This is a genomic window from Saccharopolyspora endophytica, assembly GCF_018070075.1.
GTDB classification, from domain to species: Bacteria; Actinomycetota; Actinomycetes; order Mycobacteriales; family Pseudonocardiaceae; genus Saccharopolyspora; species Saccharopolyspora endophytica.
In genome coordinates, this window is sequence record NZ_JAGPXE010000006.1 from 337,632 (window position 1) to 363,995 (window position 26,364).

25 protein-coding genes and 2 pseudogenes are annotated in these 26,364 nt (G+C 68.3%); 20 read left to right on the top strand and 7 right to left on the bottom strand.

What is annotated here, in order from left to right:
* The first annotated feature begins 295 nt into the window (after positions 1-295).
* The 5 genes from KBO27_RS16970 to KBO27_RS16990 all read left to right on the top strand — a co-directional run bounded on the left by KBO27_RS16970 (position 296) and on the right by KBO27_RS16990 (position 5,694).
* The gene (locus tag KBO27_RS16970; RefSeq protein ID WP_210970961.1) at positions 296-1,465 is read left to right on the top strand and encodes a CaiB/BaiF CoA transferase family protein; all 1,170 of its coding nucleotides are present in this window, start codon (positions 296-298) and stop codon (positions 1,463-1,465) included.
* Positions 1,466-1,550: 85 nt separating this feature from the next.
* A complete protein-coding gene (locus KBO27_RS16975) occupies positions 1,551-2,729 on the top strand; it encodes a hypothetical protein (RefSeq protein ID WP_210970962.1) in 1,179 nt (392 codons plus the stop codon).
* Positions 2,729-3,898, top strand: a complete 1,170-nt coding sequence (locus KBO27_RS16980; RefSeq protein ID WP_210970963.1) for an acyl-CoA dehydrogenase family protein — start codon at positions 2,729-2,731, stop codon at positions 3,896-3,898. The genes KBO27_RS16975 and KBO27_RS16980 overlap by 1 nt, the downstream gene beginning before the upstream one ends.
* The gene (locus KBO27_RS16985) at positions 3,895-4,911 is read left to right on the top strand and encodes a CaiB/BaiF CoA transferase family protein (RefSeq protein WP_210970964.1); all 1,017 of its coding nucleotides are present in this window, start codon (positions 3,895-3,897) and stop codon (positions 4,909-4,911) included. Before KBO27_RS16980 ends, KBO27_RS16985 begins: the two co-directional genes overlap by 4 nt.
* Positions 4,912-5,694 (top strand): IclR family transcriptional regulator, encoded by a 783-nt coding sequence (locus tag KBO27_RS16990; RefSeq protein ID WP_210970965.1) that lies wholly within the window; start codon positions 4,912-4,914, stop codon positions 5,692-5,694. It abuts the gene before it with no gap.
* A 72-nt stretch (positions 5,695-5,766) separates the two neighbouring features.
* Here the strand turns inward: KBO27_RS16990 and KBO27_RS16995 are convergent, their stop codons facing one another.
* The gene (locus KBO27_RS16995; protein WP_210970966.1) at positions 5,767-6,291 is read right to left on the bottom strand and encodes an IclR family transcriptional regulator; all 525 of its coding nucleotides are present in this window, start codon (positions 6,289-6,291) and stop codon (positions 5,767-5,769) included.
* Positions 6,292-6,587: 296 nt separating this feature from the next.
* Here KBO27_RS16995 and KBO27_RS17000 point away from each other — a divergent pair.
* Positions 6,588-6,968, top strand: a pseudogene (locus tag KBO27_RS17000) (DDE-type integrase/transposase/recombinase); the annotation flags it as partial.
* A gap of 117 nt (positions 6,969-7,085) precedes the next feature.
* Complete coding sequence (locus KBO27_RS17005) at positions 7,086-8,216, top strand: IS30 family transposase (RefSeq protein WP_372448854.1); 1,131 nt, start codon at positions 7,086-7,088, stop codon at positions 8,214-8,216.
* Positions 8,217-8,559: 343 nt separating this feature from the next.
* On the opposite strand, the gene KBO27_RS17010 is transcribed toward KBO27_RS17005, so the two are convergent.
* Entirely contained in the window at positions 8,560-9,873 is a 1,314-nt protein-coding gene (locus tag KBO27_RS17010; protein ID WP_210970968.1) for an SLC13 family permease, read from the bottom strand.
* Between the two features lie 25 nt (positions 9,874-9,898).
* The gene (locus KBO27_RS17015; protein WP_210970969.1) at positions 9,899-10,705 is read right to left on the bottom strand and encodes a maleate cis-trans isomerase family protein; all 807 of its coding nucleotides are present in this window, start codon (positions 10,703-10,705) and stop codon (positions 9,899-9,901) included.
* 152 nt (positions 10,706-10,857) lie between these two features.
* Here KBO27_RS17015 and KBO27_RS17020 point away from each other — a divergent pair, with 152 nt between their 5' ends.
* On the top strand, positions 10,858-11,643 hold the full coding sequence (locus KBO27_RS17020; protein ID WP_307870454.1) for an IclR family transcriptional regulator: 786 nt from the start codon (positions 10,858-10,860) through the stop codon (positions 11,641-11,643).
* Between the two features lie 36 nt (positions 11,644-11,679).
* Here the strand turns inward: KBO27_RS17020 and KBO27_RS17025 are convergent, their stop codons facing one another.
* Complete coding sequence (locus KBO27_RS17025; protein WP_210970970.1) at positions 11,680-11,889, bottom strand: hypothetical protein; 210 nt, start codon at positions 11,887-11,889, stop codon at positions 11,680-11,682.
* Positions 11,890-12,155: 266 nt separating this feature from the next.
* On the opposite strand from KBO27_RS17025, the gene KBO27_RS17030 reads away from it, so the two are divergent.
* From KBO27_RS17030 to KBO27_RS17070, 9 genes are all read left to right on the top strand, one after another.
* Positions 12,156-13,295, top strand: a complete 1,140-nt coding sequence (locus tag KBO27_RS17030; protein ID WP_246537441.1) for a CaiB/BaiF CoA transferase family protein — start codon at positions 12,156-12,158, stop codon at positions 13,293-13,295.
* Positions 13,296-13,341: 46 nt separating this feature from the next.
* Complete coding sequence (locus KBO27_RS17035; RefSeq protein ID WP_210970971.1) at positions 13,342-14,469, top strand: acyl-CoA dehydrogenase family protein; 1,128 nt, start codon at positions 13,342-13,344, stop codon at positions 14,467-14,469.
* Positions 14,469-15,659, top strand: coding sequence for a CaiB/BaiF CoA transferase family protein (locus tag KBO27_RS17040; protein ID WP_210970972.1), 1,191 nt, complete (start codon positions 14,469-14,471; stop codon positions 15,657-15,659). Before KBO27_RS17035 ends, KBO27_RS17040 begins: the two co-directional genes overlap by 1 nt.
* Positions 15,660-15,706: 47 nt before the next feature.
* Positions 15,707-16,822 (top strand): zinc-binding dehydrogenase, encoded by a 1,116-nt coding sequence (locus KBO27_RS17045; RefSeq protein WP_210970973.1) that lies wholly within the window; start codon positions 15,707-15,709, stop codon positions 16,820-16,822.
* Positions 16,819-17,952, top strand: a complete 1,134-nt coding sequence (locus tag KBO27_RS17050; RefSeq protein WP_246537443.1) for a glycoside hydrolase family 88 protein — start codon at positions 16,819-16,821, stop codon at positions 17,950-17,952. Before KBO27_RS17045 ends, KBO27_RS17050 begins: the two co-directional genes overlap by 4 nt.
* Positions 17,953-18,024: 72 nt before the next feature.
* Entirely contained in the window at positions 18,025-19,182 is a 1,158-nt protein-coding gene (locus tag KBO27_RS17055) for a GAF domain-containing sensor histidine kinase (RefSeq protein ID WP_210970974.1), read from the top strand.
* A complete protein-coding gene (locus KBO27_RS17060) occupies positions 19,175-19,810 on the top strand; it encodes a response regulator (RefSeq protein WP_210970975.1) in 636 nt (211 codons plus the stop codon). The genes KBO27_RS17055 and KBO27_RS17060 overlap by 8 nt, the downstream gene beginning before the upstream one ends.
* A 134-nt stretch (positions 19,811-19,944) precedes the next feature.
* Positions 19,945-20,877 carry an AMP-binding protein gene (locus KBO27_RS17065; RefSeq protein WP_210970976.1) on the top strand — a complete coding sequence of 311 codons (933 nt, stop codon included), beginning with the start codon at positions 19,945-19,947 and terminating at the stop codon, positions 20,875-20,877.
* Positions 20,878-21,059: 182 nt separating this feature from the next.
* Complete coding sequence (locus KBO27_RS17070) at positions 21,060-22,382, top strand: MFS transporter (protein ID WP_210970977.1); 1,323 nt, start codon at positions 21,060-21,062, stop codon at positions 22,380-22,382.
* Between the two features lie 97 nt (positions 22,383-22,479).
* On the opposite strand, the pseudogene KBO27_RS17075 reads toward KBO27_RS17070, so the two are convergent.
* From KBO27_RS17075 to KBO27_RS17085, 3 genes and pseudogenes are all read right to left on the bottom strand, one after another.
* Positions 22,480-22,617: pseudogene (locus tag KBO27_RS17075) on the bottom strand (adenosine deaminase); the annotation flags it as partial.
* Between the two features lie 117 nt (positions 22,618-22,734).
* A complete protein-coding gene (locus KBO27_RS17080; protein WP_210970978.1) occupies positions 22,735-23,526 on the bottom strand; it encodes a DUF1684 domain-containing protein in 792 nt (263 codons plus the stop codon).
* 10 nt (positions 23,527-23,536) lie between these two features.
* On the bottom strand, positions 23,537-23,986 hold the full coding sequence (locus tag KBO27_RS17085; RefSeq protein ID WP_210970979.1) for a hypothetical protein: 450 nt from the start codon (positions 23,984-23,986) through the stop codon (positions 23,537-23,539).
* A 221-nt stretch (positions 23,987-24,207) separates the two neighbouring features.
* Here KBO27_RS17085 and KBO27_RS17090 point away from each other — a divergent pair, with 221 nt between their 5' ends.
* The 3 genes from KBO27_RS17090 (at position 24,208) to KBO27_RS34305 (ending at position 26,084) form a co-directional block, all read left to right on the top strand.
* Entirely contained in the window at positions 24,208-25,203 is a 996-nt protein-coding gene (locus KBO27_RS17090) for a TerC/Alx family metal homeostasis membrane protein (protein ID WP_210970980.1), read from the top strand.
* Between the two features lie 2 nt (positions 25,204-25,205).
* Positions 25,206-25,334, top strand: coding sequence for a hypothetical protein (locus KBO27_RS34300; RefSeq protein WP_281420795.1), 129 nt, complete (start codon positions 25,206-25,208; stop codon positions 25,332-25,334).
* A 624-nt stretch (positions 25,335-25,958) separates the two neighbouring features.
* A complete protein-coding gene (locus KBO27_RS34305; protein WP_281420796.1) occupies positions 25,959-26,084 on the top strand; it encodes a hypothetical protein in 126 nt (41 codons plus the stop codon).
* Positions 26,085-26,364 lie beyond the last annotated feature (280 nt).

Sequence of the window (26,364 nt, forward strand, 5' to 3'; positions counted from 1 at the left end):
ACCCGGCTGTCCGTGTGCGAGGGAGGCCCCTCCCGTGCTCGCTGCGTCGGACAGAACTGCGGTTCATCTAGCTGAACCTGGTTCGCAGACGCTAGCTGATGCTCTTCTGGGAGTTCAAGACCTGAATTATCGCCGGTTCTTGCACGTATTTCGGTGATCTCGTCTGAATCGAGGAGAGGAGCGAACTTCGGGAAGATCGTTCAGCCTGCGCTGCCCCAGCGCTTGTCACTGCGGTTTCGGGCGTCTAGGTTCGAACTGCGTTCAGTCACATGAACTAGCTCTGGAGGTGGAGAGCGTGTCGTCAGTGGAATTGCCCTTGGCCGGGATCACCGTGATCGACGTCAGTCATCTTGCCGCCGGTCCGTGGTGCACGATGGTTCTCGCCGACCTCGGCGCGGACGTGATCAAGATCGAACGCCCGGGCGTCGGCGACATGTCTCGCCAGGCCGGTGGGGTGTACGCGGGCGAGGAGAGCGCGGTGTTCCTCTCCTTCAACCGCAACAAGCGCAGCGTTGCGCTGGATCTGAAGGAACCGCGTGGCCGGGAAGTCCTTTACCGGCTGGTGGAGCGCGCGGACGTGTTCGTGGAGAACCTGCGTGCGGGCAAGACCGCGCAGCTCGGCATCGACCACGCCACGTTGGCGAACCTGAACCCCGCACTGGTCTACGCCTCGATCTCGGCGTTCGGAGACGACGGTCCGTACGTGGACCTTCCCGGCAACGACCCGATCATCCAGGCGTTGTCGGGTGCCATGAGCCTGACGGGGGAGCCGGATGGACCGCCGGCGCGGCAGGGGGTGAGCGTCCCCGATTTCGGTGCCGGGATGATGGCCGCGTTCTCCATCGTGGCGGCACTGCTCGGTCGGCAGACCACCGGACGCGGTTGCAAGCTCGACCTGAACCTGCTCGACGTCGAGATCTTCGCGCTCGGGCCGCGCGCGCAGGAACACCTGATCACCGGCGAGGACCAGCCGAGACTCGGCAGCGCCCACCCGCAGTTCGCGCCTTACCAGGCCTTCCGCTGCCGCGACGGACGCTACCTCTACATCGCCGCGATCAACGAGAAGTTCTGGCACCTGCTGTGCGAAGCGTTGAAATCGCCCGAACTCGCGGACGATCCGCGTTACGCGACGAACCCCGACCGCTGTCGCCATCGCTCCACGCTCGTCTCGACGCTGGAGGAGGCGCTGGCGCATCGCGACCGCGACGACTGGTTGGCGCTGCTGAACGAGCACGGGGTTCCCTGTGGTGCGGTCAACTCGCTGACCGAAGCGATGGGCGACCCGCAGGTCCAGCACAACGAACTGCTCCAGCGCATGCGCCACGCAGGCGTCGGAGACCTCACGACCGTCGCCATGCCGCTGCACCTGGACGGTCAGCGGTTGCCGATCCGCTCCGCACCACCACGCCTGGGCGAGCACACCGACGAGGTGCTCGCCGAGCTCGGAACCGAGGTGGTCCCGTGACGACCGCGCAGACGTTCCCGAGCACGCCCGAAGCGCTGGACCGCCGAGAGGACGTCCGCACTGCTGACCGCGAAAAGAGCACACGGTGAAGCACAACGATGAGATCGCCGCGGCGTTCGACTCGATCCGCATCGGAGCGAGCGACGTCCTCAGCTTGATCGAAACCACCGCTCCAGGCGGGATACCGACCTTCAGCTACCTCACCGGCGGGTACGAACGGGGGGAGTCCTACGACCCCGATCATTGGGCGAGCTTCCAATGGGCGGGTTTTCTGACCGGACGACTGTGGCTGACCGCCCAGCACTTCTCCGACGACCGCATCCGGCAGGCCGCCGATGTGGTCAGCCGCACGGTCGCCCGGACGTTGGCGGCCAGGCCGCCGAAGTTCTCGGCCGCGGGTAGCGATCTGTTCTACTCGGCCTGTCTCGGAGCCCGGGTCACGGGTGACAGCGACCTCGCGGACGCAGCGCTGGCCGCGACCCGCCGGTACGCCGAGAACTTCGTCCCCGAGATCGACGCCTTCCTGCAGGTTCCGGGAGTCAACCGGGCGGTCATCGACACCGGTCTGAACCTGCTGCCGTTCTACTGGGCCGCGGAACGCGAACCCGCGCTGCTCGACTTCGCGGTGTGCCACAACCGGGCTCTGCTCCGGGCGGGAATCGTCCGGGACGACGGCTCGGTGTACCAAGCGATCGAGTTCCGGCCGGGCACCGCCGAGCCTCGACGGCGCTACAACATGCAGGGATGTTCGGACTCGACCACGTGGGCGCGTGGGCAGTCGTGGGCGATGCACAACTACACCAACGCGTTCGAGGCCACCGGCGACGCCGAATTCCTCGACGTCGCGCGGGCTGCGAGCCGGTGGTACGTCGAGCACCTGCCGGCGGACAACGTTCCCCACTACGACTTCGGCGACCCGGCGATCCCGCACGTGCCCCGGGATTCTTGCAGCGCGGCGATCTCGGCGAACGCGCTGCTGAAGCTCGCAGCGCTGGACCCGGCATCCGCGTCCTGGGCGCTGCCCGCAGGAAGGGCGATCATCGACGAGCTCGTGGCTCACTACCTCTCGCCCGGCGGGGTCCTGCTGCGAGGCAGCTGGGGGCGGCTGCCACCGGAGAAGGCCGGTGCGGGGATCTCGCGATTCCCGCTCGAGGACGTCATGCCCTACGGGAACTACTGGATCGTCGAGGCGCTCTACCGCTGCTCGCACGATGACTGGTCGCTGTTGTCCCTGTCCACCAACAACGAGGAGCGCATCCGCTGATGACCGCCCAGACCCATCCCACGGCTCAGTACAGCCTCACCGAAGACCAGGTGCGGTTCCAACTCGCCACCAGGGAACTCGCTCGCGACAAGGTCGCACCGGGCGCCCGTGAGCGCGACCAGCGCAAGCAGTACCCGCAGGACATGCTGGAACTGCTCCTCGCGCAGGACGCGCTCGGCCTGCCCTTCCCCGTCGAACTGGGTGGTTCCGGCGAAGGCATGCTCACCTGTTGCCTGGTGATCGAGGAACTCACCCGCGTCTGCTACAACACCTCGTACCTGCTGGTCATGACCTGGCAGCCGTTCTACGCCATCTCGCACGCCGGGACGCCGGAGCAGAAGGAGCGCTTCCTGCCGCCGCTGCTCCGCGGTGAGTGCAAGTTCTCGACGGCCAACACCGAACCGGAGGCGGGATCGGACATGGCCTCGCTGCAGTCACGCGCCGAGCGGGTTCCGGGTGGGTACCGGATCACCGGGAACAAGGTGTTCGCGAGCAACGCGGCCGTGGCGGACCACTTCGTCACGTTCGCGAAAACGGATCCGGCAGCCGGCGGCAAGGGGATCACCGCGTTCATCGTCGACGCCAACGCCGACGGTGTGCAGATCGCGAAACCCGAGGACAAGATCGGTGGGCGGGCGATCCCCTCGTGCGCGGTGTCGTTCGACGACGTGTTCGTCCCCGATGACAACAGGCTCGGGGCGGAAGGACAGGGATTCATCACCGCAGCGACCTGCTTCACCAAGGTTCGCCCGCTGGTCGGTGCACGAGCGATCGGTCTGGCGCAGGGCGCGCTGGACAACGCGGTCGACTACGCGAAGAACCGCGTCGCTTTCGGCAGAACGATCTCCGAGCACCAAGGATTGCAGTGGATGCTCGCCGACATGCGCATCCAGATCGAAGCGGCCAGACAACTGCTCTACACCTCGGCGGCGGCGTTGGACGCCGGAGCGTCGACGAAGGACGCGGCACCGCTGATCGGGATGGCCAAGACCTTCGCGACCGACATGGCCATGCAGGTCACCGTCGACGCGCTTCAAGTCCTCGGCGGCTACGGCTGCACCACGGACTACCCGATGGAGCGCTTCATGCGTGAGGCCAAGGGGCTGCAGATCGTGGAGGGCACCAATCAGATCCAGCGCAACATCATCGCGCGGTCGTTGCTGTCATGAGCTCCGCCGCCGTGGACGACTCCGCAGGCGCGGCCTTGCCGCTCGAGGGCGTGCGAGTCGTCGATTTCACCCACTTCGTCGCCGGCCCCTGGTGCACGATGCTGCTCGCCGACCTCGGCGCGGAGGTGGTCAAGATCGAACCACCCCGCGTCGGCGAGATCGGCAGACGCATGGGAGCCGTCTACCAGGGGCCGCACAGCGCGATCTACCTTGCCTTCAACCGCAACAAGCGCAGCGTCGAGCTGGACCTGAAACAACCCGAGGGCCGGGCGGTGGCGCACCGGCTCGTGACCGCGGCCGATGTGGTGGTGCAGAACTTCCGGCCCTCCGTCGCCCCGAAGCTCCAGATGGACGCCACCCGGCTCAGGGGGGAGAACCCGCAACTCGTCTACTGCGCGATCTCCGCGTTCGGCCAGACCGGGCCGTACGCGGCGAGACCGGGCAACGACCCGATCGTCCAAGCGCTCTCCGGGGCGATGTTGCTCGGCTGCGCACAAGGCGAACGCCCGCTCCGAATGGCGGTCAGCCTGCCCGATTTCGCTGCGGGAGTGATGGCGGCGCTGAGCATCAGCAGCGCGCTGGTGCGCAGGCGTCGCACTGGACGCGGGGCCCTGCTCGAGTTGAACCTCCTGGACGCGGAGCTGTTCGCGCAGGTCGACCACGTGCTGAGCCTGGCCCTCGGCCGCTCCGCGGAGAGCGGGGCGGGGCGAGCGGAGCTACCCGTGCGCGGCCCGAGCGAGGCCCTGCGGTCGCGTCCCGGCATCACCGCCCACGTCGAGATGCCGGACGCCGGCCGATTGGAGGTCCTTCGAACGCCGGTGCGAGCCGAACCGGAATGGCCGGTGGCGCACGTGGCACCCCCGGCGCTCGGGGCGGACACCGCTGCGGTTCTCGGTGAGCTCGGCTACTCGGCTGGTGAGATCGAGACGCTGAGGGCGAACGGCGTGGTCGGTGAGGGTCGCGGACCGGACCGGTATTGTTATCCCAGCACGGACGTGGGTGAGGAGGGGTAGATGGCCGCCAGCGACGGTGCGGTGAAGTCGGCGGAGCGCGTCGCCGCCCTGCTCGAACTGCTCGGGGAACGCAGAACCCCGATGCGGCTGATGGAGGTCGCTCAGGCGCTCGACATTCCCAAGAGCAGTGCGCACGGGCTTCTGCAGACCCTGGCGGCCCGAGGGTTCGTCGTTCGTGACGACCTGCAGCGATACCGGATCGGCTTGAAGCTGTTCTCGCTCGCGGCCACAGCCCTCGAGTTCATGGACATCCGCGAGATCGCCAGGCCGGCGATGGAGGTCCTCGCCGAGCGCGAACGCGCGACCTGCAACCTCGCGGTGCTCGACGGGCACGACGTGCTCTACATCGAGAAGGTGGAGGACCGCTCCAACCCGGTCCGCCTGGTGACCCACGTGGGCACCCGGCTCCCAGCGCACGTCACCTCGCTCGGCAAGGTCCTGGTCGCCGAACTCCCCCCGGCGGCCCGCAAGCTGTGGCTCTCGGAGCACGAGTTCAGCAAGCTCACCTCGCAGACCCGAACGAGCGCCGTTCAGTTCTCCCGCGACCTGAAGCAGTACGAGAACGTCGGTTACGCGCTGGACCTCCACGAGTTCCACGACGCGATCAACGGGTTCGCCGCTCCGATCAGGGACGCGACCGGTTCGGTCATCGCCGCGCTGAGCCTGACCTGCCTCGGTACGAGGACACCCGAAGACGAGCAGGTCGCCATCGGCAATCGCCTCTGCGATGCGGCCGAGGAGATCTCGTTGAGCCTGCAGTCCAACGGCGTGGTCGGTGTTTGAGAGCGCCCCGCCCAGGCCCGTTGACCGCTCGTGGGAAACGAGCACGCCATGTCGGCCCCGAGCGGCCGGCCGTTACGTCGGGTCCGATTCGCTCACGGTCTGATCGATGACCTTGCGGCCGAGTCCCGGGGCCACGGTCTGGGCGGTGCTGCGCAGCTGGGCGGCGATGTCGTCGAGGCGGTCCTCGGTGAGCCGGATCGTGGGGCCTTGGACCGCGATCGCTGCCACCGCGGTCCCGTCGCGCAGCACCGGCACGGCGATCGCGCGGACTCCGGGGTTGCGCTCTTCGTCGTTGAGGGCCCAGCCGCGTTGCCGCACCAGTTCGAGCTCGGCCTTGAGCTTGTTGCGCTGCGTGATCGAGCGGTCGGTGACGCGCGTGAGGCTGTCCAGACCGTCGACCTGGTCGTCGATCTCGCCGACGTGGGCGAGCAGGCACTTTCCCATCGCCGACACGTGCAGCGGCACCGTGGTGCTGGCGGGCTGATCGAACCGGAGTGGTTGCGGTGATAGCACGTGCAGTGCGACGTGGACGTCGTTTCCGGTGCGGATGCCCAGTTTGATGGATTTGCCGGTGGCCGCGGACAGCTCGCGGAGCAACGGCAGGACCCGGTAGTACCCGAGGCGTTGGGCGGCCTTCTCGCCGAGGGCGACCAGGGTCGGACCGAGCTGGTAGCGCTCGGCGATCGGGTCCTGGCCAGGAGTCCGCTCTCGGTCAGGGTCTTCGCCAGCCGGTGGGTCGTGCTGGGGTCAGCTCGGTCTGCCGGGCCAGTTCGGTGACCCGAGGGGATCTTCGCTGTCCTCGAGGGCGCGCAGCACGGTGAGCGCGCGTTCGACGGCCTGCGCGCCGGCTCTGGCCCATCGCCAACAACAGCACCAGCCCGCGGGCGAAGCTGGGTTATGCCTACCTACACACCGCCCTGGACGATCACAGCAGGTTGGCCTACACCGAAATCCTGCCCGACGAAACGACAACCACCGCAACAGCCTTTTGGAAACGAGCGCAAGCATGGTTCGCGGCAGCGGGCATCCAGATCCAGCGAGTCTTGACTGACAACGGCGCCTGCTACCGATCCCGCCCCTGGAAAGAAGCGCTGCACACGGCCGGTATCAGCCACAAGCGGACCCGCCCTTACCGGCCCCAGACCAACGGCAAGGTCGAGCGTTTCCACCGCACCCTGCTCGATGAATGGGCCTACGCCCAGCCCTACAGCACCGAGACCCAACGGCGCGCCGCCTTGCCCGGCTGGCTCCACGACTACAACGGGGCGTTCTAGAGGTGGTCGCAACACCTGTCCTTTCAGGGAGTTGCTGTGGTTCCACCTAAGCCCCCCGGGTCATCGGGTCCGTTGACCGAGAAGCGTGATCACTACCTTCGCCTCATGGCGATGGGAATGAACAACTCGGAGGCGTGCCGGACGGTCGGCGTCTCGCGCGGCACCGGCATCCGGTGGCGGTTCGGCCGCACAGTGATCGGCCATGACGGGTCGAAGCGCATCTACGCTCCGATCACGCCGGCCATTGAGATTTCCGATCGATTCCTGTCCGAGGATGAGCGGGTCACGATCGCGGATCGCCGTGCCACAGGGCTCGGCATTCGTTCCATAGCGACCGAACTGGGCCGCAGCCCCTCGACCATCAGCCGGGAAATTCGCCGCAACTGCGACCCACAGACCGGCAAGTATCACCCCTACCGGGCTCAACAGCGTGCGCGGGAACGCCGAGCGCGGCCCGCCCTCGGCAAGCTGGCCACAGATCACGAGCTGCGCGAGTTCGTCCAGCACTGTCTGCGATCACGATGGAGTCCGCAGCAGATCGCCTGCATGCTGCCAGAGCTCTTCCCTCACCGGCCGTCGATGCGACTGTGTCACGAGACGATCTATCAAGCTCTCTACTCGTCGGACCACCTACTGACTCGAGTGGCGCTTAAGCACACGCTGCGTAGTGGACGTCTGCGTCGCAAACGGCGCCGACGCGGCTCCCAGCGGGCAACCAAGTTCGTCCAGCCCGGACAGTCGATCACTGATCGGCCGGTGGAGGTCAACGACCGTGTCGTGCCAGGACATTGGGAAGGTGATCTCATCACCGGCAAGAACAATAAGTCGGCGATCGGAACGCTCATCGAGCGCACCACTCGGTTCGTGGTCCTGCTGCACCTTCCAGACGGGCACAACGCCAAACAAGTGCGTGACGCTCTCGTCACGCAGTTCTCCGCACTGCCGAACAGCGTTCGCCGCAGCCTGACCTGGGACCAAGGTGGGGAGATGGGCCGTCACCAGGAGTTCAGCACCGCCACCGGGATCCCGGTTTACTTCTGCCAACCAGGCAAGCCCTGGCAACGCGGATCCAACGAGAACGCCAACGGCCTGCTGCGCCAGTACTTCCCGAAGGGAACTGATCTCACCGTCCACACCGTCGAGCACCTGGCAACGGTCGCGGCCGAACTCAACCACCGCCCACGCAAAGGCCTGGGCTGGACCACGCCAGCACAAGCACTCGCTAGAGTGACTGCCTCAGGGCATTGACCAGCGTCGTTGCGACGATCTTTCGAATTCGCCCAACCATCACCGCCACCACACCAGCATCGGCGGCCCACCCGCCAACCGCGTATCCAACCTCTCAGGTCAGTACAACTAGCCGTCGGTCGCGCTCGTGCTGGGCTGATCCGTTGGTGCTGGTGGGGGCGAACGAACGCGGCCGAGGTGGTGGCGAGGTCGATGCCGACGCCCGCTGAGGGAGGTGACGGGTGACCGTCCTCCTCAGCGGGCGTCGGCCGGGTGATTCGGAAGGTGGTCGTTCCGGATCCGAGCCGCTGGCCGATCGCACGCCGTTGGCTGTTCTCAGGTGCCGAGAGGCGACCGCGCGCGATCAGCCGATGCCGAGCTGGACGAAGACCAGCCACGCGAGACCGGGGACGATGGCGATCATCGCGATGGCCCAGATCAGGAGCATGCGGAAGAACGGTTTCTCGTTCTTGGGTTCCGCGCTCGCGAGCAGCAGGGCGCCGCTCGTCGACATAGGACTGACGTCCACCACGGACGAGGCGATCGCGATCGTGGTGATGACGCTGATGGGTCCCAGCACCGGGTCCGCGGCCAGCGGCGCCACGACCGGGCTGATCGCTCCGAGAGTGCCGGTCGTCGAGGCGAAAGCGGACAGGACGCCGACGACGTAGCTGGTGGCCAAGGTCGCCGTCGAGCTGGCACCCGAACCCTCGATGGCGTTGCCCAGCGCGTCGATCGCGTCGATCTCCTTCAGCAGGCCGACGTACATGACGATGCCGGTGACGAGCAGCACCGCCGACCACGGAAGTCCCTCGATGGCCGGCTTCTGGACGCTGGGCCGCAACGCGATGAGGGCCAGCGAGATCACCAGTGCGGAGACCCCGACGTCCATGTTGAACACCAACGTCAGCAGCAGCAGCGCCGCGACACCACCGAGGACCGCCAACCGCATGGGGGTGACCTCGGCGGCCGTCACCGGCTCGGCCCGCGTCGCGACCGCGGTGCCGCCACCGGCGTGTTCGGAGTCGTCGACCGGGTCGTCGTCAGCGTCCGGACCTCCGTGCTTCGCGCGTCGCCGGACGGTCCACGCTTGGACGGCGGCGTAGCCGGCCACCGCGAGCAACGCGTTGAAGACGAAGCAGTAGAGGTAGAGCCGCAGGGAGCCCTCCGCAGCACCGGCCGCGTCGAGCATCTCGTTCGCCACCACGCCGAACGGGTTGACCGGGGAGAAGGCCCCGGCGTTGGCGCCTTGGACGATGACTAGGCCCATCGCGAGGGTGCTGATCCCGAAGCGCCGCCCGAGGGCGAGAGCGACCGGAGCGACGATCGCGACCGCCGCGGGCGTGAACGCTCCGGCGGTCGCCAGCAGCGCGGTCAGCGCGAACATGATGACCGGCACGAGAGAGCGCCGCCCGGCCGTGAGCCGTTCAGCCCACGCGGCGAGCATGTCGATCGTCCCGGTGACGCGGACGATCGAGAACAGCAGGGTGGCGCCGACCAGGATGAAGAACAGGTCGGCGGGGAAGAAGCCCATGACGGTGTCGGTGTCGAGGTCGGTCAGCAGCAGTCCGACCCCGAAGGTCGCGACGATGGCGATGAGCCCGGCGTTGATGTTGGTGACCGCGCCCACGAGGAACGCGGCCACCAAGATCAGGAAGGAAGCAACCGCAAGGGACATCGTTGTCCTTTCGGAGTGGACGGGTTCAGAGAGCGGAGTTCGGGCCGGCGAGCAGGCTCCCGGCACCTGCGATGGCCGGGTGGTGACCCAGCGCCTTCAGGATCTCGTGGGTCGTGGCCGTTGCCGCGGTGATCACCGGCAGTTCGAGCTCGTCCTCCGCGCGCTGGACGGCGGCGAGCGAGGGCATCTGCACGCAGGCGGACAAGATCACCGCGTCAGCGCCTTCGCGCCGCAGGTCGCGGGCGATGGCGGGCAGCTTCTCCGGGTCAAGTCGGCCGACCGCCACGTTGTTGTCGACTTCGAGGCTGACGTCGTCGAGGATCTCGATGCCTTCGCTCTCGATGTACTGGCGCACCGTCGCGGTGAGCGGACGCATGTACGGGGTGACCATGACGGCCTTCTTCGCGCCGATCTCGGTCAGTGAGCGGACCAGCGCGCCGGCGCTGCTGACGACCTGCGCGGGGTTGCCGTTGTTCTTGGCCGCGTCGGCGATGACCTGCTCGGACTCTCGGTGCGCTCCTGGCCCCTGGGCCATGACCGCGACCAGGCAGGCGTAGGCGATGACGTCCGGTTGGGCGTCGGAGACCGAGGTCGCGCAGTCGGCGGCCTTCCCGACCATGGCCGCCAGCTCTTCCTTGTTGACCGTCCGCATCCCGGCGCGCGCGGAGTGGAAGGTGTAGACGTGGCCCGTCGCGGCTGCCTGCCTGCGGAACAGCTCGGGGAGTTCGGTCTCCATCGTGGTGTTCGAGCTCGGCACGATCAGGCCGATCCGGGAGACGCCGGGCAGCTTCGCCGGGGAGTCGCTGTCGCAGACGGGGTGCTGGGTGGTCATGGTTCTCCTCATTCGTCGCGGGCCAGGTGGCTCCGACCTCTCACAATCATTACATCGTGAGTCGCGGACTCATAATGTGAATTGCTATAGTCCATGTCAAGACCCCGGCGCGAGCGTGCCGGCTCCAGACCTTCCGAGAGGGGCGCGCAGAGGTGACCGAGCGAGGTCCAGGCACTCCGCCGCTGCTGGTGCTCGAGAAGATCAAGCGGATCCTCGACTGCTTCTCCGTCACGGCCCCTGAACCGAACCTGCGTGAGATCATGCAGCTCAGCGGGTTGAATCAGAGCACCTGCCAGCGCTTGGTCCACAACCTCGTGCGCGAAGGCTTCCTGGACCGCTCCGGGGACCGCTACCGGATCGGGCTGACGCTGGTGCAGCTCGCCGCGCCCGGCACGTTCGGGCTCGACGTCGTGCAGCGAACGAAGCCGGTGCTGCAGCGGTTGTGCGATGAGACGGGCGAGACCGCGTGCCTCTACGTGCGCGACGGTGCGTTCAGAACGGTGATCGCCGTGGCGGAAACCCGTCACATCGTGATGCGCCTCTTCAAAGTCGGCATGGTGATGCCGCTGCACGCAGGTGCCCCGGGCAAGGTCTTCCTGGCCCATGACCCCGCAGCGCGCGCGGACGTGGTCAGGGAAGGCCTGTCGAGGTACACGGCACACACGCCGATCGACCTCGACGTGTTGGACGCGCAGGTCGAGCTCGCCAGGGCCCAGGGCTACGCGGCGTCCTTCGAGGAGCGGCACGAAGGCGTCGGCTCGATCAGCGCGCCGGTGTTCGACCACGCCGGGGAGTTGGCGGCGGTGCTCGGAATCGGTGCGCCGACGCAGCGGGTGACCGAGGACGACGTCGACAAGATCGCGCCCCTGGTCGTCGCCGCCGGGCACGACGCCAGCACCGCGCTCGGGTACCGGCCGAGCAAGATCCACCCCGCCTGACCGCGCCGAGATGGAACGCGGTGCGCCAGCCGCGTTTCAGCGGGAACTCCCAGGGGCGAGGCCACCGAGCGCGAAGATCACCATGACCCGGCCGCCCACCAGGCCGGGCTGAGAGCCGGGGAGCGCCGCCCCACGCGGCGAGTTGCGCACCCCGACGCCGCAGCGACCGAGGTGCGCCTCTCGTGGTGGCGGGTCCGCGGACAGCTCGCGGAGGACCGCCTCGTGCTTCTCCGATGGGGTGTCCACCTCCGCGGCGCCGGACGTGCTCGTCGCCCCCTCCTCCGTTGTGCTCGTGCACCCGTTCTTCTGCAGGGGGTTCCTGCCGAACGCGGGGGCCGGCGCTCGCCATGACCTGCCGAAATCGGCACCTCCAGGTGGAGGTACCGGCGTGCGTCCGGGCCGGGTGAGCATGGTTGGACGCGAATCGCCACGACCTCGATGAGGAGGACGGTTTTGGTTTGCTCCCAACTCTTTTCCGAGCACCGGAAACTCGTGTCGGCGGGCGGTGCCCGATGACCGGTCGGACGGGACCGCTCGCCGGAATCCGGGTGTTGGACATGACCCGGCTCGCTCCCGGGCCCTACGGCAGCATGCTGCTGGCCGATCTCGGCGCCGAGGTGATCGCGATCGGCGGCGGCCGCTCCGGTCTGCCGGTCCCCGCGCTCTCCCGAGGGAAGGAATTCATCACCCTCGACCTCAAGGCGGATGAGGGACGCGCGGCGTTGCGCCGCCTGGTCGCCGAGTCGGACGTGTTCATGGAGGGCTTCCGGCCCGGGGTCGCCGACCGGATCGGTGCGGGTCGCGCCGAACTCGGCGAGATCAACCCGAGGCTGATCTACTGCAGCGTCACCGGCTACGGGCAGACCGGCCCGCTGGCCGGGCGCGCCGGCCACGACATCAACTACCTGGCGATCGGCGGTGCGCTGGGCACGTTCGGCCCGGCGGATGGCCCGCCGGTGCCGCCGCTGAACCTGGTCGCCGACTTCGCCGGCGGCGGGTTGCTCGCGGCCTTCGGCATCGTCGGCGCTCTCTACGAGCGAGAACGTTCCGGGCATGGCCAGTACCTCGACGCGGCGATGGTCGACGGCGTGCTGTCCATGATGGGCATGAACTTCGCGGACTGGGGCGGGGAATCGCTGCCCGGGCGCGGGTCGGGCGTGCTCGCCGGGTCGATGCCGGCCTACCGCTGCTACGCCTGCTCCGACGGCCGGTACGTGGCGGTCGGTGCGCTGGAGAACGCGTTCTTCGCCAACCTCTGGCAGGCGCTGGACCTGGGCGAGGTGCCCAACCACTTCGACCCGGCGAACTGGGACATGATCACCGAACAGCTCGACGCGTCGTTCGGGACCCGCACGATGGCCGAGTGGACCGAGTTCTTCGCCGAGATCGACGCCTGCGTGACCCCGGTTCTGGAACCGCGCGAACTGGCCGGGTTTCGCCAGATCTCGCAACGGTACCAAGGCTTTCGCACCGACTCGGTCCCTGCGGTGCCGGTGTACTCGCGTTCCGCGGCGCAGGTGGGTGAGACGGACACCGAGGACGCCACCGAGCGGGTGCTGGGGCGCTTCGGCATCCCGCCGGAGGATGCCCGGAAAGCGGTCGGCTCGGCCGGCGATGGCGCCGTGAAGGGGTTGCGCTGGCCGCCGGTGTGACGAGGGCGCACCTGTTGGGAAGACTTTCGATGAGTAGGTGAAGCAGATGAACACCGAGTACCAAGATTTCCGAGACAGCGTGCGGAAGCTGGCCTCCAACCGGATCGCGCCGCACGCCGCCGACGTGGACGGCGACGAACGCTTCCCGGCGGAGGCGTGGCAGGCGTTGCGAGAGGCGGAGTTGCCCGGCTTGCCCTACGACGAGAAGCTCGGCGGCTCCGACGGCGACCTGCTGTCGCAGGTGATCGCGGTGGAAGAGGTCGCCGCGGCCTGCGGCAGCTCCGCACTGGTGTTGCTCGTCAACTGGGCGGGAACATCCACTGTGGTCAGTCACGGATCGGCCGAGTTGCGCGAGGAGGTGGTGCCCCGCGTGGCTTCCGGCGAGGCGGGCGCGGCCTGGTGCATGACGGAGCCGACAGTCGGGTCCGACCTCTCCGGGATCACGACCGCCGCCGCTCAGGAGGGGAGCGACTGGGTCCTCAACGGACAGAAGCGGTTCATCAGCAACGCACCGTGGGCGGAGTGGTACGCCGTGCTCGCCCGCACCGGTGAACGGGACTTCGGCGTGTTCATGGTGCACCGCGACGACTCCGGGGTGTCCTTCGGCCCGCACGAGAAGAAGATGGGCATGCGCGGCAGCCCGACCGCCGACGTCATCCTCGAGGATGCCCGGATCCCGGCCCGTCGCGTGGTCGACGACCCGAGAGAGGGGTACCGCTACATCAACGGCGAGCTCAACGTCAGCCGCGCCCTGATCGCCGCGCAGGCGCTGGGCATCGCGCAGGGGGCCTTCGACCAGGCTGTGGCCTACACCGCCGAGCGCGAGCAGTTCGGCCAGTCGCTGTCCCGCTTCCAGATGCTCCGCGGGATGGTCGCCGATATGGCGGTGAAGATCGAGTCCGCCCGCGCGCTGCTCTACGGCGCTGTCGAGCTGATCTCGGTCGGTGACCCCCGGGCCCGGTCCCACGTCTCCATGGCGAAGCTGCTGTGCAGCGACAACGCGATGTCGGTGGCCATCGACGCGCTGCAGCTGCACGGCGGCTACGGCTTCACCCGCGAGTACCCGGTGGAGCGCATGATGCGCGACGTCAAGATCACCCAGATCTACGAGGGGACCAACCAGATCCAGCGCCTGGTCATCGCCAAGGACGTCTACGCGAAGCAGGTGCGGTGATGACGCAGGCACAAGCACTCACCGGAATCCGGGTTCTGGACCTGGGCGAGATCATGCAGGGCCCGCTCGCGGCCCAGGTGCTCGGCGACTTCGGCGCCGAGGTGATCAAGGTGGAGCGCGGGGCCAAAGGTGACATGATGCGTTCGCTGGACCGCGAAGCGGTCGAGGCGCGCGAACCGTGCTCCTACTTCGTGGCGGTCAACCGGAACAAGCGAAGCGTGGGGTTGAACCTGAAGACCCGCGAGGGCATGGCGGCCCTGCACCGGTTGCTGGAGCAGGTCGACGTGCTCGTGCACAGCTACCGTCCTGCGGCCGTCCAACGGCTCGGGCTGACCTACGAGGAGTTGTCCGAGCGCTACCCGAAGCTGGTCTACGCCTCCGCCTCGGGTTTCGGCGAGACCGGTCCGTACGCGCACAAGGCCGGCCAGGACATGCTCGCGCAGTCGTTGAGCGGGATGGCGCGCACGGTCGGCGACCCGAACCTGACCGCGCACATCATGCCGGTGCCGGTGGTCGACTACGCCTCGGGCATGGCGCTGGCGCAGGGGATCCTCGCCGCGCTGCTGGAACGAGAACGCTCCGGGCGCGGACAGAAGGTGAGCGTGAACCTGCTCGACACCGCGCTCGCCCTGCAGACCCTGGAGAGCGCCTCCACTCTCATGTACGAGCGGGAGACGAACTGGGTGACCGACTGGTACAGCGGGGTCTTCGAGACCAAGGACGGCATGGTCACCGTGCTGGGCCTGTTCCGGGACAACGCGCTGCACCTGCTGTGCAAGGCACTCGAGGTGGAGGACCTGAGCCGTCGGCCCGAGTTCGCCACCGCCGACTTGCAGGCCCGCAACAAGGAACAGGCCAACGAGGTGCTGCGGGACGACGTCCGCGCGCTCACCACTGAGCAGGCGATCGAGCGGTTCGACTCGGCGGACCTGCTTTCCGCGCCGCTGCTCACCCTCGAGGAGGCGCTGCAGCACCCGCAGGTGCTGGAGAACGGGACGATCACCCGCGTGGAGATCGGGAGCCGGGCCTCCACGCGGATCCTGGGGAACCCGGTGCGGCTCTCCCGCACCCCGGCCACGATCACCAGGGGTGTCGCCGAGGTGGGTCAGCACACCGAGCCGGTGCTGCGCGAGTGCGGCTTCACCGACACCGAGATCGACGGTCTGCGGCAGAGCGGTGCCCTCCGTTGACGCCCGACAACACGGCCGACAGGCGGCTGGAGCAGGGAGACAAGCAAGTGAGCGAGCGAAAAGCTGCCGTGCTCGAGGAGTTCGGCGCGGAACTGAAGATCACCTCTTTCCCGGAGGTGCAGCCGGAAGCGGGCGCGGTCGTCGTCGACGTCAGCCACGCCGGGATCTGCGGCACGGACACGCACCTGCAGCAGGGAAAGCTTCCGATCCCACTGCCGGTGGTCCTCGGGCACGAGGCCGTCGGCCGGATCAGGTGGCTCGGGGACGGAGTGCGCACCGACGCCACCGGGGCGCCGCTCCGCGAGGGCGACTTGGTCTCCTGGGCCTCGAACATCCCGTGCGGCAGCTGCTTCTACTGCGCGCAGGAGGACGAGCCCTCGCTCTGCGAGACCCGCAAGGTCTACGGCATCAACCAGAGCTGCGCCCGGTGGCCGCACCTGTCCGGTGGTTGGTCCGAGCAGATCTACCTCCAGCCCGGCTCGACCATCGTGCGGCTACCCGAAGGCGTCACCCCGGAGCAGGTCATCGCGCTCGGCTGCGCAGGTCCGACGGTCGCGCACGCCGTGCTGGGCATCGGCAAGCCCCGAGAGGGCGACGTCGTGGTCGTGCAGGGCAGTGGACCGGTCGGCTTGGCCGCCGCGATGTACGCGACGGTGGCGGGCGCGGCGAAGGTGATCGTCGTCGGAGGACCGGCCAACCGGCTCGAGGTGGCACGCGCGGTCGGCATTGGTGACGTGCACGTCGACATCTTCGCCGAAACCGACGCGGAGACCCGGCTGGCCAAGGTGCTCGCCGAGACGCCGAACGGCCGCGGCGCGGACATCGTGATCGAGGCGACCGGTGTCCCGGCCGCAGTGGCCGAGGGCATCGACCTGACCCGCAGGGGTGGGAAATACCTGGTCGTGGGGCAGTACACCGACCACGGCCCGACCCCGCTCAACCCGCACCTGATCACCCGCAAGCAGCTCCAGGTGATGGGGAGCTGGGCGTTCTCCCCGAAGAACCACCTCGAACACGTGCGTTCCGTGCCCGAACTGGTGCAGCGCTTCGACCTGTCCAAACTGGTCACCCGGTACGAGCTGGGCGCGGTGAACGAGGCGCTGGCCGACATGCGCTCGGGAATCACCCTCAAGCCGGTCCTGGTGAGCGGGGCGGTGTCATGACCGCGATGAACCCGGAGACCATGAGGCGCTTCGACGAAGCCGTGACCCGGATGCTGTCGCGGGCCGGGGTCACCGCGCAGGCGGCGACCCGGGGCTTCCCGCATTACGCCGACCAGAACACCGGGGAGTGGACCCTCTCCCAGGACGGCCACTGGACGGGTGGGTTCTGGGGCGGCCTGCTCGCGCTCGGCGCGGTCACCACGGGCGAGGCCCGCTACGCCGAGCTTTCCGACGACGTCGCCCGTCGGCTCACCACGCGGGCGAGCTCGGACACCGCGTTCCGCGGTTTCCTGTTCTTCTACGGCGCCGGGGTGGCGCGGCTGACCGGGAAGAGCGCAGCGGCACGCGATTCCGCGCTGGCCGGGGCACGAGGACTCGCGGCCACCTTCAACCACGACGCCGGGGTGATCCCGCTTGGCGCCGAGGCCGAGGAGGCGGACGCGGTGGGCCAGGGCGCGGCGAACATCGACGCGGTACCCGGCACGGTGCCGCTGCTCGCGTGGGCAGCAGCCGAACTGGAGCAGCCGGAGCTCGCCGAGATCGCCCGGCGCCACGCCGAGCGGCACATCGAGTACTGCGTGCGCGCGGACGGGTCGGTCTGCCAGTCGGCGGCCTTCGACGAGCGCACCGGCGCGCTGCTCCGCAGGTACACGCACAAGGGACTCGCCGATGACAGCACCTGGGCCCGTGCCCAGGCCTGGGCCATGCTCGGGTTCGGCCAGGCCGCCGGGTGGGTGTCGCCGGACTTCCTGGGCACGGCGCTCACGGTGGCGGACTGGTGGCTGGAACACCTGCCCGAAGACCACATCGCACCTTGGGACTTCGACGCCGAGGCCCCGCGGGACACCTCGGCGACCGCCATCGCCGCGGCCGCGTTGCTGAAGCTGTCCGTGCTTGCGCCGGACCGAACGCACTACCGCGAGCGGGCGCTGGCGATGGTGGATGCCCTGGTCACGCGCTTCCTCACCCCGGTGGGGGAGGACGACACCCGGCCTGCCGGGATCCTCGCCGGTGGCTGCTTCGACTACCGGCGCGACCTGGCCACCGACAACGAGCTGGTGTGGGGCGACTACTTCCTCATGGAGAGCCTGCTGGTGCTACGGGGAGTCATCGAACCTACAGCTCTGTAGGCCCCGCTCGGGCTAATGCTGAAGGCACCACCCGGGCTAATATCGGGCAAATCTCAACGAGGAGAGACTGCTATGGCGGGTGTTTCGGAAACCGATGCGGACACCGTGCTCGACCAGCTCGCACTCCGGCACTCCGAGCTGCTGGTGCTGCTGGACGACTCGGTCGCGATGAATTCCGTCGCCCGCCGCATCCGGGAGCTCGGTGCGTTCGACATGTCGCTGGTCGGCCGCGTGGAAACGGGGAACCGGATGGTGCACCGGAGCTGGCAGGGCACGATGAGCACGGCGCTGCACCGGCTCGTCGTTCCCGAAGGGCTCGGGCTGGGCGGTAAGAGCATCGCCCAGCGCAGGCCGGTGTGGGTGCGGGATTACCAGTCGTCGAACGCGATCACGCACGAGTTCGACGAGCTGGTCGCTCAGGAGGGCCTGCGGGCGATGCTCGCCGTCCCGATGATCTACGACCGGGAGGTGCTCGGCGCGGTCTACGTGGGCATCCGCAGCCAGGCGTCGTTCGGCGACCAGGTGATCGCCCAGCTCGAGGAGGCCGCGGCCGCCGCCTCGGTTTCGCTCATCAGCTCGCACCGGGCGAAGATGCAGACGGGTGTCGCGTTGGACGCCGATCGCAGGCGGATGGCGGCTGAACTGCACGACTCGGTCAGCCCGATGCTGTTCCGGATCGGGGCGGAACTGCGCAGCCTGCGCTCGATGCAGGACCTCGACCGGATCCGTGGCCGGATCGACGAGGTCGAACGCCAGGTCGAGTCGGTCACCGCGATGCTGCGCAGCTCGTTGGCGCAGCTCAACGAGCAGCCCCCTGAGCGGCAGCTCGCGGTGGCGATCCAGGAGGACTGCGAGGCGTTCGAGGAGCGGGCCGGGATCCCGGCCAGGTTCGTCGCGCTCGCCGAGATCCCAGAACTCCCGCCCGGCCGCGTCGAGACGCTCACCAGCGTCGTGCGGGAAGCGCTGGTCAACGTGGAGAAGCACGCGCGGGCGTCGACCGTGGTGGTGAGCGTGGTCGTCGCGGACGGACAGCTCACAGTAGCCGTCGCCGACGACGGGCAGGGCTGGACGAACTGCGACCCGGTCAAGACCGGACATCTCGGCCTGCCGCTGTCGGTGCGCCGGATGGAACGGGTGGGTGGCGGCGTGTCGATCACCGGCGACGAGGACGGCGGAACCACGGTGCGGGCCTGGTTGCCCTGCTTGGTCGAAGGTGCCGACGATGAATGACCAGACCGAAGTCCGAGTGCTCGTGGTCGACGACCACCCGGTGATCCGCGGGGGCGTCGAACTGCTCGCGGCCGAGGATCCGTTGATCACCGTGGTCGGCAGCGCGAGCACCGGGCATGAGGCGATCGAGGTCGCGCAGCATGTGCCGGCCGAGGTGATCCTGCTCGACCTGCGGCTGCCGGACATGCCGGCGCCAGAGCTGGTCACCTGTTTGCGACGGGTGGCTCCTCGCGCAAAGATCCTTCTCTTCACGGCCTTCGCCGACCACGGTGCGATCGACGTGCTGATCGAGGCGGGCGCGGACGGTTGCCTGGTCAAGGACATCACCGGGGGTGACTTCTCCACCGCGGTCCGCCGGGTGGCACGCGGGGTCCGGGTGGTCGATCCCCGGTTGACCGGCAGGCATGCCTCCGCGACGCCCGAACTGCTGTTCCGGGTCGGCCTCACCAAGCGGGAGTATGAGGTGCTGCGGTTCGCCGCGATGGGGCACAACAACCCGGAGATCGCCGATCAGCTCACCCTCGCGCGCAGCACCGTGAAGACCTACCTGCAGACGGCGATGCAGAAGCTCAACGCGCGAAACAGAGTGGAGGCCATCGCCAAGGCGCACGAGCTCCGGTTGCTCTGAACGATCGTTGATCCGAACGCCGCGGGAATTTCCCGCAGCGGCCGTGCTGCCTGAAAAGGGAGGAGGTGCGTGCCGTGATAAGTGCTCATTCGTTCGCTGAGGAATGTGCGAGATCGAACTGGGCTGATGAACTCGTGGACACCTGGGCGGACCGCGCGGCGCGACCGGCGATGGTCTGGGCACGCCGAGACGGACGACATCGGCTGCTGACCTTCGGCCATTTCGCGGACCGGGTCGAAAGGTTCGCCAATCTTCTCGCGAACCTCGGAGTCGCGGTGGGAGAGTCGGTCGTGGTGCTGCTGCCGTTCGTGCCCGAGTGGTGGGAGGTGGCAGTCGGGGCGATGCGGGCGGGTGTCTCGTTCGCGCCGGTCCCCTCCGGTGCGGGGGCAGCCGGGCTGACGGCCATGGCGACAGGCTCAACCGCTCGACTGCTCGTGGTCGACGAGGCGCATCTCGAGGCGGCTCTGGCCACCCGGCGGGCCTGCCCCTCCGTGCGGCACGTGCTCTGCGTCGGTGGCCTGCCCCGCGCTGACGCGGTGAACTACCACGCGGTGATGCACCTGGAGGAATCTGAGCACGAACCGGTGGTGCCGGGAGATCCGGTGCTGTTCACCGGCACCGCGCCGGTCTCCGCGCACGGCCGGACCGATCTGTCGCGGGAACGGGCCGATCTCTGCCTGGAGCGGTTGGACCTGCGGGCGGACGACCTGCACTTCAACGGCATCCCGCGGGAGACGGTCGCCGGCTTCCTGCTCGGCCTGGTCCACCCGTGGTCGGCTGGGGCGGCGATCCTGGTCGACGAGACCGGGGGTGACCAGGACCGCGCGCTGCTCGAACGGTTCCCGGTGACCACGGTGTCCGCACCGGGCTCGTGGTACGCGCAGCTCGCAGGGGCCGACTTGGGGAGCCTCCGGCACTCGGCCCTGCGCCGGCTGCTCGCCACCGGCGATCAACTGGACGCGGGCGTGGCCCAGGCCTGGTTCCGCGAAACCGGCCTCCGGATTCATCCCGGCCCGGTGCGCGCCGAGTCCTCGGTGGGGGGCACGACCTTTCCGGCACCTCACTAGGGCACACCGGAGAACCGGCGTCGTCTTGACCTCGCCATCGCTCACTTCGTGCTGCGCGAATGGTGCGCCTAGAACCGCGAGAACGAACCCCTCCAGGTGGAGGTGTCGCAACGCGGGAATCGCGAAGACGCTTCTCGGCGATGCATCACCGGAAATGACACCTCCGAAACCAAGGAATGCTGATGTCCCTGATCTCGCGCAGCGGAAAAGTAGGATTCGCCAGCGCCGTCGGCACCACCGTGGAATGGTATGACTTCTTCATCTACGGCACCGCCGCCGGACTCGTCTTCAACAAGCTGTTCTTCCCCCAGTTCGACTCGTTGATCGGCACGTTGTTGTCCTTCGTGACGTTCTCCGCGGCGTTCGTCGCCCGGCCGATCGGCGGTGTGCTGTTCGGGCACTTCGGGGACAAGATCGGCCGCAAGTCGATGCTGGTGCTGACCCTGAGCATCATGGGGACGACGACGTTCGCGGTCGGAGTGCTCCCCGGCTACGAGACGATCGGTGTCGCCGCGCCGATCATCCTGGTCACCTTGCGGTTCCTCCAAGGTCTCTCGCTCGGTGGCGAGTACGGCGGTGCGGTGCTGATGGCCGTCGAGCACGCGCCGGCCGGTCGTCGTGGCTACTACGGCAGCTGGGTGCAGATGGGTGTGCCTGCGGGCCTGATGCTCGGCAACGCGGTGTTCCTCGCTTTCGGGGCCATGTCGCCTGAGGTGTTCCTCGCTTGGGGCTGGCGGATCCCGTTCCTGATCGGTGGCGTGTTCGTCCTCTTCGGACTCATCGTGCGGCTGAAGCTGGGTGAGAGCCCGAACTTCGAACGGATGAAGGAAGACGCGAACGTGGTCAAGCTCCCGATCGCGTTGCTGCTGCGCAGATATCCGAAGCAGGTGCTGTTGACCGGTGGTGCGTACTTGTCGATCGGCGTGACGTTCTACCTCACCACCGTCTTCGGCCTCAGCTACGGAGCCCAGCAGCTCGGGTACAGCCGAAACTCGATGTTGGTGCTGGTCTTCCTGGCGATGCTGCTGACCTTCATCACGCTGCCGCTGTTCGGTGCGCTGTCCGATCGGGTCGGCCGCCGGCCGGTCTTCGCGGGCGGCACGGTGGCCATGGGTGCGCTGGCCTTCCCGTGGTTCTGGTTGCTCGACACCGGTTCGTTCCTCGCGGCCGCGATCGGGTACCTGGCGATCTGCACCGGGTTCTCCGCCGCGTTCGGCCCGCTCGCCGCGTTCTTCGCGGAGGCGTTCGAGACGAAGATCCGGTACTCGGGCATCTCCTTCGGGTACACGCTCGGCACGCTGGCCAGCAGCGCGCTCGCGCCGATCATCGCCACCTGGCTGCTCGACCGCACCGGCGGCTATTCGGCGGTGGCCTGGTACATGATCGGCACCGCGGTGCTCTCGCTGGTGTGCGCGTTCGCGCTGCGGGAGACCTACGCCACCGGCCTGCCGGACCGGGTCCCGGCGAAGGCGTCGAAGACCGAAACGGCGCTGGCCGCCGACTGATCGACCCGATCCGGCGCCCCGGGTGCAGAGCCGGGGTGGCCGCGGATGCGGCACTCCCGGGCGGAGGGCTCGGGAGTGCCGCGTGACCGCGGTGCGCTCAGGCGAGAGCCGGGGTGTGGTCGGCGACGGGGCCGAAGAGGGCCTCCGAGCGCAGAGCCGCGTAGCCGGGCTTGATGACCTCGTTGATCAGCGCCAGGCGCTGATCGAACGGGATGAACGCCGACTTCATCGCGTGAGGCGACTCGCTGCCCGCTGCGGCCCGGTGGGCCACCCGCGTCGGCGCTCGCAGCGTGCAGCACCCGGGTGCGCAGCCGTCCTACCCCAAGCTCGAACAGATGGTCAGCTGCCGCGCTCAGGGTTCGGATCGCTCGTAGGGGAGTAGTTCGCCGGCCGTGACCTCGAACGGCAGGTGGTTTCCCTCCGGCGGTAGCGGGCAGGTGGCGAAGTCGGTGAAGGCGCAGGGGAGGTTGACCGCGCGGTTGAAGTCAAGCGTGACGGTGCCGTCGGAGGCCGGTTCGGCGGTGACCACGGAGCGGTTCGCCGGGTAGGTGGTCACGCCGCTGGTGGCGTCGGTGAACAGGATGTTGAGGCCGCTGCCGGTCTTGCCGTTGAACGCGGTCAGCGTGTGCTCGGTGCCGTCGTGCTCGAAGCGCACGAGACCGGGAGCCTGGTACACGTGGTTCAAGCCGGGTGTGACGGCGCCGACCGTCGTCGGTCGGGGCTCGGCGAACGGTTCGAAAGTGCCGGTGATCACCCAGTTCGGGTCCGGTTGGTAGGTCGGCACGCCTCGGAAATCGCGGAGCGCTGGGGCTTTCGGTGAGTGCACTCGGATCAGGTAGCCGGAGCGGCGTGCCACCTCGACCTCCACGTCACCGGCTGAGACCCGGGTGCCTGCTCCGCTGTTGACCAGCTCGAAGCGCTGCACCTCGGTGATCGGCTGGCCCTCGTAGGACAGTTCGGCGCCCTGCGGATCGAGGTAGGCGGCCTCGGCGTCCTGCCACCACACGCCCGGCACCGTCGGGTAGGTGGCGGGAACGTCGGTCAGCCAGTCCAGGGAGACCAGGGCCAGCCAGCCGTACGGGTCGGCGAGGTCGCGCTCGCGGTTGGCGTGCCAGTCCTGCCACTGCTCGATGAACGTACCCACGGCTCCTCCATCAAGTCGCATCCGGCCGCCGGGCCGACACCCTCGCCGCCGGAGAGAAGGTGCCTCCCGATGGTTGATGCCCTCGACGATACGGCGCAAGCCGCAGGCCGGCGGCGCCGTCCACAGCGTGGAACCGCGCGCAGGCCCTGCTGATCAACGGGCCTCTGACCAGAGCCACCGTGCTCGGAGCTTCTTGCTGCGCTCCTCGATGCGGCCGCGCTGCGACTTCGACGACGAGCAGCGCCAGGACCACGGAGGCCAGTGCCGCACTGATCCACGGGATGGCGGGGTAGCCGTATCCGGCGGTGAGCGCGAGGCCACCGAGCCAGGGACCGACGGTGATGCCGACGTTGAACGCGGCGGTGCTCCCGGCCGCGGCCAGGGTCGGCGTGCCCGGGGGGATCCCGAAGACCCGGGAGTTCAGCGCCGCGTTCACGCCGAAGCCTGTGAACCCGAGCACCACGGCGATGGCCCGGTGGCTTGCACGCTCGGCTTGCGCTTCATCGCCGGTCGCCGGGCAGATCCTTTTTACAACTCGCTGTCCGGGGTCAATACTGCCGAGGGGGGAGTACTTCCGCGGGTACTGCTGGTCAGCACGGACATCTTCGGTGTCCCCGGCAGGCCGCTCGGACAGTAGGGCGAAGGAGACCCCGAACCGCTACGTGCTGTTCGGGAGTGGTCATGCCCAGTTCTGTGATCGCGGCTGCTGAGCCGTCGGTGGGTTCCGCGTGGATGTGGGCGATCAGCATCGCCGTCCTGCTGGGTCTGCTGGCCCTTGATTTCGCCATCACCCGCAAGCCCCATGAGGTCCGACTCCGAGAGGCTCTCGGCTGGTCGGTGTTCTACGTTCTCTTACCGCTGCTGTTCGCTCTGGTGCTGTGGGCCTGGTACGGCGGGACTCCGGCTCTGGAGTTCTTCACCGGGTACGTGGTCGAGAAATCCCTGTCGGTCGACAACCTGTTCGTGTTCATGATGCTGTTGGCCGGATTCGCCGTGCCGCCCGCGCTGCAGCAGCGCGTGCTGTTGTACGGCATCGTCGGGGCGCTGGTGCTGCGTGGCATCTTCATCGCCTTGGGCGCCGCCCTGCTGCAGGCGGGCACCTGGGCTTTCCTGGTGTTCGGCGCGATCTTGTTCGTCACCGCGGCCAAGATCCTGCGCGAGGCCCTGGCCGGTACCGCGTTCGACCGCGACGTTTCCCAGCTGAGATCCGTGCGTTTCCTGCGCCGGCTGATGCCCGTCACCGACGACTACCACGGGCCGCGGATCACGGTGCGCGAGGCCGGGCGGCGGGCGTTGACGCCGTTCGCCGTCGTGGTCGTAGCGGTGTTCGCCACCGACGTGGTGTTCGCCGTCGACTCGGTACCCGCCGTCTACGGGATCACCGAGGACCCGTACCTGGTGTTCGCCACCAACGCCTTCGCCCTGCTCGGGCTGCGAGCCCTGTACTTCGTCCTGCACACCGCGCTGGCCAAGCTCACCCACCTCAACCACGGCCTGGCGATCATCCTCGGGCTCATCGGTCTCAAGCTGGTGCTGCACTGGGCCCACGGAATCTGGCCTGCAGTCCCGGAGATCCCCACGCCGATCTCGCTGGTGGTCATCGTGCTCGTCCTCGCGACCGTCACCCTGACCAGCCTCTACGCCCGCGGCTCCAAACACGTCGAACCCAGGAGCTGACCATGCTCACCACCTCTGTGATCGAGGCGATCGCCACCGCGATGGTGCTGACCGCGCTCGTGATCACCTGCGCGGTTCTGTCCTCCGCCCGCCCGCCCCGTAGACCGCACCACCACGGCCGGCGGCGCTGACGCGGGGAGACGCATCGGGAACTGAGAGGAGGGATGCGGTCAACGTCCGTTGCCCCGACGAACGCTGAACTCCGCAACGGGGCGGGAGGTCATGTTCGCCCCGGTTGCCAGAACGAGGTCGCTCAGTTCGGCGTGGGGCCGGTGATCAGCCGAGTGTTGGGGGCGATCACCGCGCTTGCGGGCGGGGACGTCTCGAGGAGGCGAACGTCCTCGGCAGTGCTGGAGCCCTGTCGTGTGCGCGGGCGCATAAACACTTCGAACACCCGATAGCGGCGCGGTCGCGATCGGAGCAATAGCCCAGTTCGGCGTCGACGCCGCGGGCCAAGGCCAGGGCCTCAGCCGCATCCGGCTTCGCCGGATCCGTCTCCGCCTCGGACGCGGGCTGCTGCGGAGCCTGAGCCGTCGGGGCGGCGGCGGACGACACGATCCGGTGTGTTCTGCGTCGCTGTGCCGCCGGGGAGGTCGGGGTTTCATGCCGAATGGTGATCAGACTGCGGGTGATCGCCGAGATGGCGGGACTTTTGGCACATGTCGAGGTCGCGTCCAGGCGGTTCACTACTGACGGCACCCCGGCCAATCGCGGTTGGGGCCTCATCGACGACTCAGGGGTTAGGGGGACGCAGCATGACCACACCGCAGCACGGCGCGGGAACCAGGATCGCGATCGACTGGACCATGCTCAGCATCGGACTCGTCATGCTGCTGGTCCTCGGCACGGTGGTGCTGTCCCTGTTCGTTGTCGGCGCTTAGCTCTGAGCACGCGCCAGGGAGTACTGGCCGAAGCCAGCACCACGCGCGGCTGAGGCGAGACGGTGGTCGCACCTCAGCAGACATCATCGAGCGCGACCGGCTCCGAAAGATCAACCCCGTGGGGAAATTCTGTGCCACACGGCTCCGGCTGCCGGGCCTGTCTGATTTTTCGTGGGTGAGGCGGTGGTCGGTTTCTAGTTGAGGCTGATCCGGTCGCCGTAGAACATCACGAGGGTGTTCAGGGCCTGTTTCCAGCCGTGCGTTCGCCCGGTGACGTTAC